This is a genomic window from Fuerstiella sp., from assembly GCA_022447225.1.
Classification (GTDB): Bacteria; Planctomycetota; Planctomycetia; order Planctomycetales; family Planctomycetaceae; genus S139-18.
This window is the reverse complement of record JAKVAZ010000007.1, coordinates 1-17,521: the sequence shown is the minus strand read 5'-3', so window position 1 is coordinate 17,521 and position 17,521 is coordinate 1. Positions and strand designations below refer to the sequence as shown.

At 54.3% G+C, this 17,521-nt stretch carries 14 protein-coding genes; 2 read left to right on the top strand and 12 right to left on the bottom strand.

The window, feature by feature from the left end:
* Window positions 1-178: 178 nt before the first annotated feature.
* The 12 genes from MK110_07655 to MK110_07600 all read right to left on the bottom strand — a co-directional run bounded on the left by MK110_07655 (window position 179) and on the right by MK110_07600 (window position 15,504).
* The gene (locus MK110_07655) at window positions 179-358 is read right to left on the bottom strand and encodes a hypothetical protein (protein MCH2211162.1); all 180 of its coding nucleotides are present in this window, start codon (window positions 356-358) and stop codon (window positions 179-181) included.
* A gap of 9 nt (window positions 359-367) precedes the next feature.
* A complete protein-coding gene (locus MK110_07650; GenBank protein MCH2211161.1) occupies window positions 368-583 on the bottom strand; it encodes a hypothetical protein in 216 nt (71 codons plus the stop codon).
* Complete coding sequence (locus tag MK110_07645; GenBank protein MCH2211160.1) at window positions 564-2,093, bottom strand: sodium:solute symporter family protein; 1,530 nt, start codon at window positions 2,091-2,093, stop codon at window positions 564-566. The genes MK110_07650 and MK110_07645 overlap by 20 nt, the downstream gene beginning before the upstream one ends.
* A gap of 46 nt (window positions 2,094-2,139) precedes the next feature.
* Complete coding sequence (locus tag MK110_07640) at window positions 2,140-2,295, bottom strand: hypothetical protein (GenBank protein ID MCH2211159.1); 156 nt, start codon at window positions 2,293-2,295, stop codon at window positions 2,140-2,142.
* Between the two features lie 319 nt (window positions 2,296-2,614).
* On the bottom strand, window positions 2,615-5,005 hold the full coding sequence (locus tag MK110_07635; protein ID MCH2211158.1) for a PPC domain-containing protein: 2,391 nt from the start codon (window positions 5,003-5,005) through the stop codon (window positions 2,615-2,617).
* A gap of 12 nt (window positions 5,006-5,017) precedes the next feature.
* A complete protein-coding gene (locus MK110_07630) occupies window positions 5,018-6,337 on the bottom strand; it encodes a DUF1501 domain-containing protein (GenBank protein ID MCH2211157.1) in 1,320 nt (439 codons plus the stop codon).
* A gap of 49 nt (window positions 6,338-6,386) precedes the next feature.
* Window positions 6,387-8,822 carry a DUF1549 domain-containing protein gene (locus MK110_07625; protein MCH2211156.1) on the bottom strand — a complete coding sequence of 812 codons (2,436 nt, stop codon included), beginning with the start codon at window positions 8,820-8,822 and terminating at the stop codon, window positions 6,387-6,389.
* A gap of 938 nt (window positions 8,823-9,760) precedes the next feature.
* Entirely contained in the window at window positions 9,761-10,579 is an 819-nt protein-coding gene (locus MK110_07620; GenBank protein MCH2211155.1) for an aldolase/citrate lyase family protein, read from the bottom strand.
* Between the two features lie 292 nt (window positions 10,580-10,871).
* Entirely contained in the window at window positions 10,872-11,984 is a 1,113-nt protein-coding gene (locus tag MK110_07615; GenBank protein ID MCH2211154.1) for a mandelate racemase/muconate lactonizing enzyme family protein, read from the bottom strand.
* Window positions 11,985-11,996: 12 nt separating this feature from the next.
* The gene (locus tag MK110_07610; GenBank protein MCH2211153.1) at window positions 11,997-13,463 is read right to left on the bottom strand and encodes a M81 family metallopeptidase; all 1,467 of its coding nucleotides are present in this window, start codon (window positions 13,461-13,463) and stop codon (window positions 11,997-11,999) included.
* Window positions 13,460-14,248, bottom strand: a complete 789-nt coding sequence (locus tag MK110_07605) for a sulfite exporter TauE/SafE family protein (protein MCH2211152.1) — start codon at window positions 14,246-14,248, stop codon at window positions 13,460-13,462. Before MK110_07605 ends, MK110_07610 begins: the two co-directional genes overlap by 4 nt.
* 77 nt (window positions 14,249-14,325) lie before the next feature.
* Window positions 14,326-15,504 carry an amidohydrolase/deacetylase family metallohydrolase gene (locus MK110_07600; protein MCH2211151.1) on the bottom strand — a complete coding sequence of 393 codons (1,179 nt, stop codon included), beginning with the start codon at window positions 15,502-15,504 and terminating at the stop codon, window positions 14,326-14,328.
* Between the two features lie 206 nt (window positions 15,505-15,710).
* Between MK110_07600 and MK110_07595 the strand changes: the two genes are divergently transcribed.
* The gene (locus MK110_07595) at window positions 15,711-16,796 is read left to right on the top strand and encodes an aminotransferase class V-fold PLP-dependent enzyme (GenBank protein MCH2211150.1); all 1,086 of its coding nucleotides are present in this window, start codon (window positions 15,711-15,713) and stop codon (window positions 16,794-16,796) included.
* On the top strand, window positions 16,786-17,521 hold a 736-nt coding region (locus MK110_07590; GenBank protein MCH2211149.1), incomplete at its 3' end, for an MFS transporter. The genes MK110_07595 and MK110_07590, both read left to right, overlap by 11 nt.

Here is a 17,521-nt window from a genome sequence, read left to right as displayed (position 1 = left end):
TTCAAGTCGCGTGTGAAACACACAACCTCGGTCTCCCGCTGCTGCCGCAAAGGCCACGGCCACCGATCTGGGCTCAACATACCCGTCACGCGGAATTGAAAGGATGTGACAGTCCTCGGAAGGAGTGAACGCGGGGACCAGCTCGCATGCTCGATCAGCTGAAATGAACTCAACGTCTTCAAGTCCACCGGCGGCTGCGAGCCTGACGAAAATCGACGGGATACCCGGTGTGCTGCTCAAACTTCTCAACACAGTATCTGCCGTATTCAAGAGCGAACCGGTCCGAGCTAAGATAGCTGGTTTGTCCGGCTGCCTGTGGAGTCGTCCCGCCGGCAACGGGGCCTTGGTCGAGAAGCACGAGATCTTTCTAACCGGCGTCTGTCAGATGAAATGCTGCGCTGGTTCCCAGCGCACCGCCTCCAATAATCACAACCTTCGCGGACTTTGGCAGCACGTTTACTTTCCCTGGAGTGATCGCACCGCTTCCCGCCCCAGGAGTACCAGCACACAGGCACCGGTCGTCAGTGACACGTAGTGCAAAATCGTTAACAGCCAGACGGGAATCACGCGATTGGTTCCTCATGCTCCAGGGAATCAGGCCGGAACAACACAGACAGGGGCAATTTTTCGCTGAGCGGCAGCACGATAAAGAACGTAAGAACGGCCACACCAAAACCAAACATCGCCGGCCCAACCCCGCCCGGGCTGTCCAGGACGAATCTCCAGATCGCGGCAGCAAACGCCCCGCTAATCATTGAAGCGACAACCGCATAGATCCGTGATTCACGATACCAGAACAGAGCGACCAAACACGGCAGTACCATGGTAGGTGCCCAAAAATCATAGACGAAAACAAGGATATCCGCCACATTGCTGAAGAACCAGGCACACACGGCACCGGCAATGCCAAGCATCAGCGTGCTGGTTTGAGCGACCAGCAACAACTGACGATCTGTCGCTCCTGGTGAAACGTGCCGGCGAAACACGTCCTCCATCATGACCGTGGCCAGGCACGACAGACAGCTGTCAGCAGACGACATCACCGCAGCGATAATCGCCGCAATCATGATCCCACCAAACACAGGATGAAACATCACACGTACAAGTGTCGGAAAAGTGACCTGCGAGGCCTGTTTCATCGCATCCTCCTCTGTCAGGCTCTGACCGGCGGCCGATGCTGACGACAGAATCACCTGCGTTTCATTCTCAATTGCTGCCTGCACCTCCGGATTCGTCTGGGCTGCAGTACCCAGCACGACGGTGGCAATCGGCAGGAACAGCAGTAAAAACAGACCACCACCGGCAACCCCCCATCTTGCATGTTGTTGATTTTTGGCAATCAAACAGCGGACAAAGTAAGGCGGGACGAACGCTTCACCCAGTAAAAATGCAACAAACATGCTGATCAGTTCGATTTTGGTCAGATGTCCCGTGAGGTGGAACTGGCCTTCCTTCGCGGCAGACTCCATTGCCGCAAATCCACCCTGCTGCGACACCAGCATTGCCGACGCTGTTCCGAAACCGACAACCAGAATGACAAACTGGATGACGTCCGTACTCACGACTGCCCGAATCCCTCCAATTGTCGAATAGAAGATAGTGACAGTTGCACCGATCAGCAGCGCCACATCATAGGGAACTCCCAGAATCGTATTGGTCACCAGGCCAATGGCTGCCATCTGAGCTGCCAGAGCACCCACCAGGAATACGACGCTGTTGACGACGGCCAGTTCACGAGCAAGCGGTCCGAATCGGAGGTTAAAATAGTCGCCAACCGTAATGATGTTCAGTCCGCGCAGTTTCGGAGCCACGAACAATCCCGTCAGGATCAGCTGCAAATGCCAGCCGCACGTAAAGACTGCTGCGGCGATGCCAATTTGTCCGACCTTCGATACCATGCCAACGGACGCTCCTCCACCCAGCATCGTGGCCGCAGTCGTTGCCAGTACAAAGATCCACGGGACGTCTCGACCAGCCAGCGTGTAGTCTGTGGATGAACGCACGCGTTTCGCGGAGCGGACGCCGATCCAAAGCATCACAGCCAGATAACCAGCCAGCGTCGTGTACTCGATCACTCGATCGTCGACATCCATGCGTCACTCCGGTATCTCATTTGTAACAGGTGGTTTGCAACAAACCTTAATATTCAAAGGGAACGCCATCGATCTCATACGGAATCCCTCTTGCATTGCGTTCAAACGCATCTGCACGATGGGCGCAGACTCGCTTCCCAAACCCGAAAAAGACAACAGAAATCAGGTATTTCTGCGTGGGTCCACCATGTATCAAAACCAATCCTGAGGATCTCCTGGAGACCATTTTCTGTATCAAACCGGACTAACGACTCTCTATCATTTCCGCGGACCGGCTGTCCGACACATCCTAATCGATAATGAATACGATCGGCGCGGTAACGAAGGCGACATTCGGCCCCGTCAAAATACACGTTGTGTAAATCCGGACGATCTCAAACTGCCAATAACGAACACAGTCGTGCTTTCACCAGACCGTATCTCTCCGGAAAGAGAAAACCACGACGCTATGATTTACACACTGATGACAATCGTCACAAACCAAGGCAGAAGATCAAGCCGCTTGATCAGGTGCCCGAGATTCAAAGGGGATTCACTAACTGAGGCACAACCACCTCGACGCGTGTATCCGCAATGATGGGATCACCCTGCCGCAGCGGCCGGCCTCGTACCAGCATGTCCTCCGGGGGTCGGGCGGTGGCACGAATCACCAGTGGCATATTGAATGGTCCTGCATCCGCAGCAAACCGAATCCGCAGAGTGCCCTGATCTTGATTGACGGGAATTTCGACGGGTGCAGCTTCGATTCCCTGCACGTGTGTGCTCGTCAAAAGAGTCAACGTCACCGGCAATGGCAATTCAGTATCACGACGGATCTGTACCTTCACCTCAGCGGGTTCATCGGACGAAGCCAGTACAGATGAATTCACCGTCGCAATAGCAAGCGGTCCTGCGTTGGGTTGGATCATAATCTGGTCCGGCTGCAGGCTGGAGGACCAGGCCACTGTATGTTTTGTCCCATCAATGTCTTCGACTTCACCAACGATCATAATGACGGAACGGCCGGTCTGGCCAACTTTCGTCCATGTGGACACCTGTAACGGATACTCGAACTCGGCAACATCCGACGGAATACTGATTGTGGGACCGGAAGATCCCCACTGATACCGAGGCTGCACATCTGCAGGTTTGGCAAAGAGCTGACCGTTAAATCCACCTCGGTGCAGACGATAGCGTCGATAATGAGTCGTACCCCGCAGGGCAAACGGAAGTTTATACTGGCCACTGAATTTGAACGGAGCCGGCAGAGCGGTGACAAGCATTACCGTGTCAATCTTCGGTTCGTCCGGGCTCAGCTGAAAACTCGCAGTCCGTGTCACCAACTGTCCTTCGACTTCCGCAGTGCCGCGAATCCTGATCCGGTTGGCTGCAACCAGGGTCTTATCTCCTGCTGAGAGCTTGACCTTAATGGATTTCTTACCGTCCGGGATAACTGCATCTGCGGCCGTTACCTCGGGAGGAAGGCCATCCACCACCAATTTGATTTCACCACTGAGTCCTGCCAATCGTTCCACATTGACGTCGAACTCAACTGACGCCCCGCGTACAAGAGTCAACGCCTGAGTACCTGCAGTCAGCTGAAAATCAGGTGTAGAAGTCGGCGGCGGTCCAACCTGCAGTCGATAAACAAACCCTGGTCCGCCGCGCGGCCTGAACCGCTCTTTGATCGTCAGAAAATAGGTACCGTCTTCGGGAAAAGTGAATTCACTGCGGTCTTCGGTCTGATGCAGGTTAGCTCCCAAACTGTCAGAAACGATCAGAAACGGATTGAGTGGCGCACGGGACCGACGAGCTCGAAACTCAAATTGTACCGTTTCACCTTTGTTTGCTTTAAGACGCCAGCAGTCCTCGTCTTCCGCCTCACTGATGCGCCCGTTAAGAACGACCGGCGCATCTAACCCGTTTGCATCAGACGGCCCCCCGTTGGGTTCTGTTTCCAGCACATTTGGAAATTCACTGAGATCCAGACGAATCACCTGTCTGGCACCGGCCACATTCAGTTCGTGGGTGTAATCGGCTGGCCCATCCAGGGGGAGCCTGACTTCTAATCGTTCCGCAGACACAGCCTGGCCTGACAGTTCCAGCGATACCGTTTCGCCTCGCTGCCCTCCTGTTGGAAACGTAGTATCAATGTAAGGTCCGTCGGTCATCGTCAACCGATACACAGAGCTTTGGAGTCCCCCCATACGGATATCACGAATGCGCACAGAGTAGATCCCGTCGGCTGCTGCAGTAAAACGCAGGAATGAGTCAGAACTGAACCGCTCCGCATTTTCGGCAATCCGACGTCCTCTGCTATCACGAACTTCAAGAAACGAATCCAGGGTTGAACCCAAACGGGCGGCGTGAACTTCACAGGTAATTTCCTGTCCGGCACGAGCCTCAAACGACCAGACATCAACATCCTCACGTGGGTAGATCCGTCCATTTGCAGTAACCGGCAACCGGACCACCTGCGGTATCGCATCTCCATCGATTTCGGACTCTACAACTTCCGGCAGGTTGCCAATCATGAATCGCTGCGGTGGTGTTCCCCCCTGAGATGTCCACAAATCCCAATACCGAATTCCCAGTGGCGAATCTGCATCGATCCTGATCGAACCGTGATAGTCCCGTGGATATGAATTTTCCTCAGGAAAGTATTTCTGTTCAGTGAACTGCCGAGCAAACCGCACTGTGTCTGTGGCAACGATACGGTCCGAGGCCTCGACACCGGCCCCCTCCATTTGGAATTTGCAACCGTCGTGCAGGTACAGACCTCCAACACGAACCTGAATGGTCGTTCCGCGCTGGGCACCAGCCGGAAAAATATAAGACGCTGCGGGCTCGATTGCATACAGAGCTGAAGTCTCAACAATCGTCAGCAAACAAAAGCTGACGAACCTGAGTCGTCTGGCGCGGTCGTGTGGCATGGGATTACCGTCTCAGAGCAATTCGTGGATCCTGCGTCCTTCGTCAAGCAGCTTGACCGGCCGATTCTCCATGGTGTACACCAGTTTTTCTGAATCGACACCGAGCACATGGTACATCGTAGCGGCAAAATCTTTGGGGCCGATTGGGTTCTGGTCCGGTTTGGCCGCCCATTTGTCCGACGTGCCCACAACTCGTCCGCCCTGAATTCCACCACCCGCCAGGGCCAGTGTAAAACAGTTGCCCCAATGGTCACGACCGGCGTTCTGGTTCACTTTTGGAGTACGTCCAAATTCGCCCGAGACAACCACCAGTGTCTTCTGCAGCATTCCGCGATCCGTAAGGTCGCGCAACAGTTCGGCTAGAGCCATGTCCAGTTGTGGGAGAAGATTGTCTTTCAGGTCACCAAAATTGTTCGCATGCGTATCCCAGTTGTTGTGATTGATCATCACATATCGAACACCGGACTGAACAAGTCGGCGAGCCAGCAGACAGGACTGACCCATCGTATTAATTCCGTACGCCTGTCGCACGCTCTCTGATTCACTTTGAATATCAAAGGCTCTTTTCGCCTCTGCAGATGTCATCAGCGCAAAAGCCCGCTCTCGGAATTTGTTGTAGGCACCTGCCTCACCTCGAGATTCAACATGACGGCGGAATCGATCGACTGTACCGAGCACCGATCGCCGATCAGCGAGACGGCTGGCATCAATGTCCAGTGGCGGTACCAGATCCGGTACGGAAAATCCAGGAGCACTGGGATCCGCGTCAATCAAAAACGGTGCAGCAGCTGACCCAAGAAACGACGGACCGGCACTGGGATGCATCGCCGGCATGACGACGTACGGCGGAATCCCCCCCCGGCTGCCAAACTCCTGCGCCGCAACGGATCCGAATGAAGGGCGATCCTGCTGCAGGTAGCCGGTTAACATATACTTGTCACCAGATCCGTGCCCCGAGTCACCATGGGCGAAGGACCGGACAAGCGAAAATTTATCGGCATGTTGTGCCGTGTGCGGCAAATGTTCACAGACTTCGATTCCGGAAACATTCGTCTGTATCTGCGAAAACTCACCGCGCACCTCTGCTGGCGCGTTGGGTTTCATATCGAGTGTGTCGATCGTACTCAGGCCACCCAGCAAAAATATATAAATAACGGACACGTCACCAGGGTCTGCCCCTCCGGGGAGAGCAGTTGCCTGTGTTCCGGTGGCCAGTGCCCGCTGCTCAAACATACCTGGCAGAGTCGCACCAAAACCGAAAGCGCCTGCGGCCCCAACACGCAGAAAGTCCCGACGAACGATACCGTCACAGAATGGGCGTTTACGTGTCATGATCAGATCCCTTCTCCGGGCTTACCTGCCAGCAGTCGATTCCAGACCATCAGTGTCGGAATATGAATTCTATCGAGCACATCATACTCCAGGCAAGATCCTCGGCGGCTCGCCTGCGATCCGACCTGCTGCTTAGATATGCAACACCGTTTTCACGTTCATGATCGAACGGACTTCGGCTAAAAAAGGCTAAGTACAGCTCTTCAACCAGTTCAGAATCCTCGGGAAACATGGCATTCAGCCGCGCCACAGTTCCACCTTCGTGTTTCAGCTTCTGATGAATTGCAGGAGAATTCATCACATGCAGCGCCTGGGCCACATTGGGCTCTGAAACTCGTTCACAAACACAGGCCGATTTACGTACAGGGCGTCCGAATAACTTTAAAAAGTAGTGAGACACTCCGCTGTCCCACAACTGAATCGCCCGGGCCCCTGGCGGAGCCCCTTGAAATCTTTCGTCAACACCGGTGGCCTTGCAGACGGCATCCAGCAGAACTTCCGCTTCGAGCGGCCGAAGATTTGCGTGTGAGTAGTTTTGTTCGTCGAGCCGATTTGTCTCATTAGGCTCAGCGGTCAGCTGGTACACTCGTGAAGCAGTGATGGTTCGAATCAGCTCTCGCAAATCGTAATTATTTACTACCAGGTGCTCTGACAAAGCATCGAGCAGTTCGGGATTGGATGCCGGATTGGTTGCTCGCAGGTCGTCAACCGGCTCAATCAACCCGCGCCCCATGAAATGAGCCCACATCCGATTTGCAATGTTTCTGGCAAACCACGCGTTATCGGGACTCGTCATCCAGTGAACCAGCACCTGACGGCGGTCGGTGTCGGGTGCCGATGCCGGCATCTCCGTTCCAAGTGGATAGGGATGAACAACATCACCGGTACGAGGATGTTTCGTTTCAGGATTTCCCTCAGCAAAAATAACGGTTCCTCGCGGAGTATCCCTGGTTTTCACCTGAGTAAAAAACGACTGCATTCCCCAGTAATCGGTTTGGCTCCAGATGTCAGCCGGATGATGATGGCACTGAGCACAGGCAATGCGTAACCCGAGAAACGTCTGTGACACTCGGCTGGCGATTTTTCCGGGTTCGCCTTCCACTCCGTAAAAATGGCCCTGCGGAACGTCGGTGAGCACCCCTTCGACGGTGATCAATTCCCTCACAAATTCGTCATAGGGCTTGTTAACGGCAAAGGAGTCGCGAATCCACTTGTAGTAAGCGTAAGCTCGTTGATGACCCAGTGCTTCTCTTTCCACACGAAGCACATCTGACCATTTCAGGGCCCAGTAGTCAGCGTATTCCGAACGTTCCAGCAATTCATCGACAATTCGGCTCCGACGATCCTGACGAGGGTCATTCAGAAAACGACGTATCTCATCTGCATCGGGCAGCGTACCAATCACGTCCAGATAAACTCGCCGAAGATATTCGGCGTCATCTGCAAAACCGGATGGCAGAATGTTCAGGGCACGCAGTTTCTCATAGACGTGACCGTCAATAAAATTGTGCCGAGCCAGTTCCGGCCAGTTGCTGATCGTGTCGGAACGTGGAATCAGCGCCTGAAACATATCAAAATGATTCATGAATCCGGCCCGCAATGCCACCTGTCCGGGTCGATCTTTGGTAGTCACCAGTCCGGTTGCGGACACGGACGCCAGACCCGGATTGTTGGATTCGTACTGAGCCAGACGGGTAACATCCCGTGTACGACCGTCAGTGTAATAGGCCATCACACGTAACTGCTGTCGCGCATTCCCGGACAGGATTCGTGTTCCTGGCGTAACAGTAATCCGTTCCACACGCGACCTGGCATCACTCCCGTAAGGCACGCCGGCCGCAATCCAGTCCCTCAACGTTTTGTATTCCGGAGACAATGGTTCCATTCGGAGTCCACCACCATGTGGCTGTCCTCCGGAAACCTTCAGCAACAGTAAACTTCGCTCAACAGACCCGGTAAAAATCCGCCGGCCGCGCCCCTCCTTCACAATAGCGTCGTAATCAGCCTGTGGATCCGAATTAAACACGGACAGTTTAAAACCGGCCTGTCCTTCAGCTTTGCCATGACATCCGGCACCGTTGCAGCCTTTCTTGTCCAGAAGCGGCATGATGTCATTGACGAAACTGAATTCCCGAGGTGAATGTGAGTCCTGAACAATAACCGGTACGGACAACGTCCGTCCGGCAACTTCCACCACAACCGTTCCGCCACCGTCAGCAACCGGACGCACAACTCCGTGCTGGTCGATTGAAACAATTTCGGGGGATTCGCTTCGAAACACGGCCTCGCCACTTAGGTCCAGAAGACTTCCGGATTCTGATTTGCCGGTAACCAGAAGTGTATATCTCGCAACCGGTCCGCGCAGCGACACTGATGACGGATCAACATCGACTCCAATCAGCGTCGTGTCTGCCGAAACCGGAACAGCCAGAAGAGCGATCTGTCCCAGGACGATCAGCATAAGATGACTTGGCTGTTTTCCCATTCGATCCTCTGTCGACCCGCAGACAGACCACAGCAGTTGTCCACGTCCACAACATCTGGCTATACGTTCCGATGTACTAACCAGAGAGGTTTTAACAACTTGCCGTTGAGACCGGGGCAATACACAGTGTGGAGAGTTCCCCGGTCAGTGTCAACGGAGGCCTGTTGAGGAATACTGTCTGTAAACAATGTGTTGTTAGGAGGTTAGACGTATTTCCTGTCATCAAAATTAAGCCAGTCAGCATCAAGGTGCGACAGTAGTCTCGCGAATCCAGTTTCACCGGACAAAAGAAAAACGGCCAGGGCGATCGCATGTCCAAGCCGGTATTTTTAGCCCCGCACAAGGTGAGTTGCTGTCAAAACTCGACTCAGAAATGCTTTCTGTTTATCAGAACCGGCTCACCACCGTTGCTTTGGTCTTCGATGTTCACATAAATGCGGATAAACAGATTTTGCAGTGATTGATCTCTGACTGTCTGTCATCCTCCCCGTTTCTGTGTCGGTCCCGTTTCCTGCCCGGGATCAGGAACATTCCACACCGCGTCACGCCTGGGCATTACTCGTCCTCATAATCATTGTCATCCGCACCAGCGACCTTCCTGCAGCCGACTGGACGAAGTTTCGTATGCTTGTGAACCTCGTCAGACATCAGACAGGACTCAAACTCAGTAGGTCATCAACGAAAAATTTTCGGCGAAGCCAAGATCCCGGGCCTCCGAGCACTTAAATCCGATGACACAGTATGAAACGTGTTTTGATAACGGATTACACAGTCCGGATTGTGGAGACGAATCAGCAACCGGCGAAACAGTCCGATTCCGGGGCAGGTCCGTACATTGGATATTTTGAGTGTCAACAACCTTCCCGGTTTTCGGGTCGTGGTCACCCGGCCGGAAAGATGATGACAGCAGCTGTAAAACAGCTCTGTCGATTCCGGCCTCAGATAATTTCCCCAGCCTCGTCCCCGCCGTCATCAACAGCATCGCCCAATTCGCTGCGCAATTGCGCCAGGTCACTCCTGAGGTTTTGCCCGACGATTGCAAGATCAGAACTGTGCATGATCAGGTTCGCGCCGGCCCGAGCCCACTCAATCTCCATTTCAATATCCAGCCAGTAGTGGATGCCTGCACCTACGTTGTGCTCGCGTGCGACCTTGAAGATCTCCCGGACGGCTTCGTCAAATCGCGGATGATCGTACTGCTCGGGAATTCCCAGGCTGCATGAAAGGTCGTGCGGTCCGATCAGCACGCTGTCCAGATCACCTGCCGTCAGAATCTCTTTCAGATTGTTGATTGCTGGAACACTTTCAATATTTGCAATCAGGATCGTGTCAGCGTTTCGTGCTTTCAGATACTCACGAAGCTCGGGCTCCAGAGACGTTTCATCCAGCGCGGCGCGTTCCACACGATCGCCCTTGAGCGGACGATAACGAGCAACCTCAGTGATGCGTCGTGCCTGTTCGGCTGTCTCCACGTAGGGCGCAATGAATCCGCAGGCACCACCGTCCAGAACCTTGGCGGCTTCATAAGGATCAGGACTGGGCACACGCACCACTGGCGGGACCCCGGCAGCCGTATAACCCCGACACGTCCAGGCGAGGGTTTCCCGATCTACCGGCGTATGCTCCGAATCAATAAAGACAAAATCGGTACCTGCCGCCGCCAGTGTCTTCGGCCAAAACGGCGATGCCGCCACAACGCACGTGGAGTAAACACGTTCTCCTGCGCGGAGCTTTGAACGAACCTCGTTTCCAGTCATATTTCTACCTGTTTGTTTTAGATCGTGCCGTTAATTGTCTCTCCGCGGAGTGCCGGTATCACCAACAGGGCACTTGTCCCAAATCTACCACGTGCCATCGAAGATGTACCCATCGCGGGCCGAGCGTTTCTTTATAGCCGGCCGGCCGGCGCAGAACTCTGCTGTCGATCAAACTCGTGGAATTCGCTCCCGGATTCTCATGGATGGAGAAACCCACAAGCCGCCACTGCGGTTCGTGAACCAGCTACGTTAGCTCCCGGTTACTTACTCAGGAAACCGTTCCTGACAGCGTTTATGCAACCCGAAATTCCCTGATCACAGCATCATCAAGTTCGATCCCCAGTCCTGGCCCGTTCGGTACCGGGACTCGGCCATCGACCAGTGGTGGCAGGTTTTTCACCAGTTTTCGCATGAGTGGTGACGGACGCAGGCAATATTCGACAAGGTCGCCGTTCGGAACAGATGCCATCCAGTGCAGTGACGCGGTCAGATTGATTCCTGTGCTGAAGCAGTGCGGTACGGCTCTGCGGTCGTATTGGGCACACAAATCGGAAACCCGACGACAAACAGTCAACCCACCACAAAAGGCAACATCCGGCTGGACAACGTGCACTCCACGTTGGATCAGATCTTCAAAGTCCCAGTGAGTGACATCGCCTTCCCCGGCGGCAATGGGGACCGGAGACTGAGGACACAGTTTCCCATAGCCGCGACGGTCATCCTGCGACAATGGTTCTTCCAGCCAGCCGATGTTGAACGGGGCCAGCAGTTCTGCTCGTTGTCGGGCGGTGTCAGCGTCCCAGGCGTGTCCTGCATCAACCATCAGATCACGTTCATCACCCAAAACATCTCGTGCAGCCTGTACATGGGCGACATCTGTTTCGGCATCTTTTCCAAATGGTCCCCAGCCGAATTTGGCTGCGGTCAGCCCCATATCAACAAATTCCTGTGCCAACCTGGCAGTGTCGTCCGGTGTATCACCGAACAGCACACTGGCGTAGGCACGCACGGATGACCGGTGTGACCCACCCAATAATTCATGAACAGGTCTGCCCTCAGACCGCCCTCGGATATCCCACAGTGCAATGTCCGCACCACTGATCGCGTGAATGGCTGCACCTCGGCGCCCGTAGCGATTTGTTTCGTAGTACATTTTCTCCCACAGACGTTCTACATCCAGTGGATCTTCACCGACCAGAATGGATGTCAAACCGTGTCGACGCGCCGCAGATCGCGGAGCCTCGAAGCAGGCTTTGCAAACATAAGACTGACTCGTGACTTCACCGATGCCGGTGATACCGGCGTCCGTGTGAATCAGTACCACGAGAACATCCAGGGTTCCGTCGGGAATCTCTTCGACAACGGGGACCCGCAGATGAATGGGTTCAACGTCAGTAATCTTCATTGGTACTCCGAATCACTGGAATGGCGAAGGAACGTCTTCATCGAGTGGAAAGATTGGTCGAACACAGTTTTCGAAGGGCAGGGACTTCAGATTTGCACTTGTCGACCCGGGAACGTCCACCGGAACAATCAAACTTGAAATCGATTCGTACCACGTCCGGAATCCGTTTGGTGACTTCACAGCAACGAGGTCGAATTCCTGAGGATGAAGGTCATGAGAGGTGAATACAGTCAGTCCGAAAAGAAAAACGGGACGTTCAGTAACCAAAATACTGATTGTCCCGACAGTCAACACACACACTCTGCCCGCGTGAGCCTCCGTCCCGTCTTCGTAAGTGAATTCACCATTGTACAGATTCACAACCCGTGCAGTAATCTGAACAGGATCAAACCGTTCCGGATCACGGGTTCCACCAAGAGAAACGTCAATCACTGCTCCGGGCCCCGCATCAAACGCTACCGCTACGGCCGGTACGTCCACGATCGCCAGTAGCGCCTGTTTCGTGAATCCGGTTTTCAACAATCCACAAAGAATGGCGTTGCTGTCACCGGAGGCTCCGCTGGACGTTGCATCAGCCGCATCAGAAAACACCACCAGGCCATCCGTTTGCTCCGCCAGACGAATGGATTCCTCGAGGGGCACCAGGTTTGCCTGGAACAGTTCACGACTGTCCCACATCAATCGCCCGATTCGTTCCGCTTCATGCCGGGCAAGATCCGGATCATCGTTTGTGGTCACGATCACGTTCGACTGCAGCGCAGGAACATCGGTGAAAGCATTGCCAATAATCACGCCGGCAGCCAGCCCCCGTTCAGACGACTCAACGGACTGACACATACGAATGGCTTCACCGAATCGCCCGGTTGCAGTCAGAAGTTCGTCACCGCGAACCAGCATGGGAAGCCGGACACGGGCAACGGACGGTTTGGCGGTTCCGTTCAAAAGTCCAAGCAGAATTCGAGCTGCACGCCGGCCGGTTTCGTAGTGATCGGTGTGCGGGTATGTGTGGTACGGAATCAGAACATCGGCATAGTCGATGAGTCGATCGGTAAGTACGGCGTGCAGGTCCAGTGAAATGACGAGCGGGATGTTGCCGACAATTTCTCGAATCTCAGTGAGTGCCCGGCCTTCCGGATCCCCCTCCGTGTCACCGGCCATCGCGCCGTGAAAGCAGAGGCACACCGCATCGACGGAACCGGCCCGGCGGACCGATTCAGACAATTCATCGATCAGCCTGTCGAGGTCCGCTGCAGGGATCGGTCCGCCGGAGACCGCTAAAGCCGCCATCCCCGGAACGATACGGATATCCCCTTCCTCGGTAAAAACGTCCATCGCTCCGGCAACTTCGGTCTGTGTCCCGTGATAGTCCGACAGCATGGCATCGCCGACGACGATTCGAAAATCATCATAGAGCGTCGGAACCGGATTAAACGTGGCCGTTTCCTGTTTGAGTTCCGCAATCAAAATCCGCTGTATCATTGGACTCCAATACCCTTCACGTTCATGACCGCAGGCGGTTTTTGCACCAACTCCCTGTCGTTCCAGCACGACAATCCCAGCGAGAAACCGACGACAATCAAGGTACAAAGCACGATGCGAATAAAACGTTCCGCTGGTATACGGCTGGTCACCCGCAATCCAACAAGCGTCGACACAACAATCAGAGGAATACTGATCAAAAACTGGTTGACGATCCCATCTGTTAATAAACCCGACATCCTGTGGCAAACGATCACCCACAAACCGGCAATCAGACAATACGACTGCAGTGTCGCGCGAAACTGCTGCGGAGACCAGTGACGCAGCATTCCGAAGATCACCAGTGGCGGCCCGGCGGTATTGTAGGCTCCCCCAAGGAATCCGGCACAGAAACCGAATATCGGAGCAAAAAGATCACTGCGTAACTTAAATCGTTGAGGATTCCACAACGACCAAACAGAAAAAACCGTAACGACCAGCGCAAGTACCCCCTTGACAAGTCGTTCATCTCCCGCCTTCAGCAGTGCGACACCAAACGGGACGGCCAGCAGTCCGAACACCGTCAGGAGTGTTGCCGGACGCAACGCAACGTGCCGCCAGTCGTAACAAAGAATAATAATTGCAGTCAGTGTCCCGCACAGCGCGACAAGCGGTGCGGCGGTGGTGGTGGGGATCAAAAATGCCAGGAGTGGCATCGCCACCAGAGCTTCGCCAAAACCAAGCGCGCCGCGAACGAAACAGGCACACATGAGGATCGATGTCACAAGGACGAATTCGGTCGTCAAGGGATTCTCCCCAGTGTCCGACTGAGCGGTATGTTCATTCCTGAAAGTGCCCTCAAAGCTACTTTGAGCTGTCGTGTTCAATTTCCGCTATCTGCAAAATGCCGCATCCTTGTTCCTCCTCCGCCCGGTACAATCTCGCCACGTCGAATCGTCGCAGCCGCCGTCAGAAGGTCGTGACCGATTCGTTCCCGGCGATAACTATCGATAAATCGATATCGGCCTTCGTGTTTTTCCAGCACCGCAACATCGGCGATGCTGCCAACTCGCAAAGTACCGATCTCGTCATCTCGTTTCAAAATTGCAGCCGGTCGGGTTGTGGACATTTCGATCACCGTTTCCAGTGGTACGCCCAGCATCAGAAATTTACTCATTGTGGTCGGCATATCGTACACCGGACCGTGAATATTCATCGTGTGCAGATCGGTACTGATTGTTGTCGGCAGAAATCCCTGTTCGATTGCTGCCTCAACAACCTCCCAGTTAAAGCTGCCCGCACCATGCCCCACATCAAAGATCACTCCACGTTCAGCCGCAGACCGCACGTCGTCCCAAATTCGACCGTCGTCATCAGTCACCCGCGTACTGCCGGCTTTGAAGCAGTGAGTAATACAATCGCCAGGAGCAAGAGCATTCGAAAGTTCCGGCAGCGACATGGGACATTCTCCGATATGTACCATCAGCCAGACTCCGGCTTCGCGTGCTGCTCCGATGGCATCGTTCAGATTGTCCCACCCCTGTTGCCCGGTCCCAATGATGTGACTGCTGGCACGAATCTTGACACCGACTGCGACATCGGAATGTTCACGAATTGTCTCCACAACCCCATGCAGATCGGCGTATCGCCGGTCACGCAGCTCACCCAGATTGGGTGCCGCCAGTCCGATACACGACAGATTGACGAGACTCAGAATCTGTGTTTGTGCGCGATCGATGATATCACGTCGAAACGGACCGAAGTTGTAAGAACCTGCCGATCCGGCATCCAGCATGGTTGTGACGCCGCCGGACGGACAAAGTGAATCCGGATCCAAACCAATCGGCGAATGAGTGTACACGTGCACATGCAGATCGATCAGCCCCGGAGTAACGATCAATCCCCGAGCGTCGATCACGGTGTGCCCTTTTTCCACATCAATTTGCTGATCGATCGCGGCAATCCGGCGGTTGGCAATCGCAACCGTACAAATGCGGTCCAGATCCTGCGACGGATCGATAACACGTCCGTCTCTGATCAGGATGTCGTATTGATGTTCCAATTAAATGCCCTCATACCCATCACTTCAATTTCTCGACGTGAAATCGAGTAAAACAAACGAAATGATGGAAAACTAAGCCGTTCCGGTTTCGCCCGGTTGCCATTTGCACCAGTTTCACCGGGAATAGTGTTCAGGTTGACTGACTTTTATCGATACGTCAAAGGACTTCGAACGTGGATCTCTTCAGGAATTACGGACTGCGCCGAGTGATCAACTCGTGCGGAAAGGTGACGCACCTCGCCGGAGCAAAGGTTCATCCCGATGTGATTGAAGCGGCAGCCGAATCTATGAAGCATTTTTTCATCCTGGATGAGCTGCAGGGTGCCGCAGGACAGGTCATCTCGCGGGCGACCGGAGCCGAATGGGGATGTGTCACGGCCTGTACGTCCGCAGGCATCACACTTGGCGTTGCCGCATCCATGACAGGTATCAGTCTGCCCAGAGTCCTTCAGCTTCCCGATACTTCCGGAATGTCCCGCAGGGTCCTCATTCAAAAGGGACACTGTGTCAACTACGGTCATCCGATTACTCAGTCAATCCGACTGTCTGGCGCCGTTCCGATTGAACTGGGATCCATCGGCAGCTGCACGCCGGACGAGATTCGATATGAACTGGAGCGAGGAGACGTCGCTGCAATTGTTCATGTCGAATCGCACCACACCGTGCAGTACGGCTGGGTGAAACTTCCACAGGTTGTGTCGCTTGCGCATGAATTCAATGTCCCTGTGATTGTTGACGCTGCCGCACAGGATTTGCGGCTGCAACAGCTGGTCGGCTGTGGTTCTGATTTGGTACTGACCAGTGCCCACAAGTTCCTGTCATCGACAACCGGCGGTATTGTGGCCGGTCGACGAGGACTGGTTAACGCTGTTTATCTGCAAAATAAGGGAATCGGGCGGCCGATGAAGGCCGGAAAAGAGGCAATCATCGGTGCAATGGCGGCACTCGAACATCGCATACAGGAGGACATTCCGGCGTGGTCTGCAGATCAGGACCGAAAAGTCCAAATGATTCTCGATCGGCTGGCCGATATTCCTGGACTGACGCTGAATGTCGACCCGGATCCCGGTGGTTCGCCATTCTCACGGGTGCGACTCACTCCCGATCCGAACATTACCGGCTGCAGCGCGGCCGCGTTTCGAGATGTGCTGGCTGCAGGAGATCCAGCCATCGTTTTGCGTGCTCATCATGTTGACGAAGGCTATGTTAACATCGACGCCATTGAAATGACGCACGAAGAAATCGAATACGTGTGTGCCGAAATCAGGCGGACGCTGTCGAATGACAAATGAACACGCGCATTTTGAAAAGCCGACACATGTTCGCTGGATCGTCTTCACGCTGTGCTGCGGCACATCGTGGTTGCTTTATCTACATCGTTATGTTTTCAGTTTAATTAAAGTCGAACTCCACACGGAGTTTGGACTCGGCGAAGCACAACTTGGCATTCTCGACAGCGGATTTTCACTGTTTTACTTCGTCTGCCAGGTCCCCATGGGCATCGCCGTCGACGTATGGGGTGCCTGGGCAGCACTGACGATGATGATTGTGGTCTGGAGTGTCGGCCTGGGCCTCCATACGTGGGCTCCGACTGTAAATCATCTTTGGTACGGTCGTGCAACTCTGGGAATCGGACAGTCCGGAGTCTTTGCCGCACTGAGTCGTATTTCGAAAAGCTGGTTCCCGTCATCAGCGCGAACGACGATGCAGGGATGGGTAGGCGTGTTTTTCGGTCGTATGGGAGGTCTGTGCGCCAATCTGCTAATTGGTTCACTTGTGCTCGGTGTGTTTGGAGTTCCCTGGCGAACGGCGGTGTTTGGTCTGACGATAGTGGGACTTGTCCACGCCGTCGTTTTTGCGATGCTCTTCCGCAATACACCGAACCAACATCGTCGCGTGAACAAATCAGAACGTGAACTGATTCGTCAGGGGGATCCCACGGAGAAAACACAAGAACGCCTGGGAATGCGAAAGTTGTTCAGCCGGATGACACCGCGCTCAATTGGCAACCTGTTGA

Excerpts from the sequence above, each read along its gene's own strand:
- MK110_07650 (MCH2211161.1), bottom strand. The coding sequence starts at position 583 with ATGAGGAACCAATCGCGTGATTCCCGTCTGGCTGTTAACGATTTTGCA.
- MK110_07645 (MCH2211160.1), bottom strand. The coding sequence starts at position 2,093 with ATGGATGTCGACGATCGAGTGATCGAGTACACGACGCTGGCTGGTTAT.
- MK110_07635 (MCH2211158.1), bottom strand. The coding sequence starts at position 5,005 with ATGCCACACGACCGCGCCAGACGACTCAGGTTCGTCAGCTTTTGTTTG.
- MK110_07630 (MCH2211157.1), bottom strand. The coding sequence starts at position 6,337 with ATGACACGTAAACGCCCATTCTGTGACGGTATCGTTCGTCGGGACTTT.
- MK110_07625 (MCH2211156.1), bottom strand. The coding sequence starts at position 8,822 with ATGGGAAAACAGCCAAGTCATCTTATGCTGATCGTCCTGGGACAGATC.
- MK110_07620 (MCH2211155.1), bottom strand. The coding sequence starts at position 10,579 with ATGACTGGAAACGAGGTTCGTTCAAAGCTCCGCGCAGGAGAACGTGTT.
- MK110_07615 (MCH2211154.1), bottom strand. The coding sequence starts at position 11,984 with ATGAAGATTACTGACGTTGAACCCATTCATCTGCGGGTCCCCGTTGTC.
- MK110_07610 (MCH2211153.1), bottom strand. The coding sequence starts at position 13,463 with ATGATACAGCGGATTTTGATTGCGGAACTCAAACAGGAAACGGCCACG.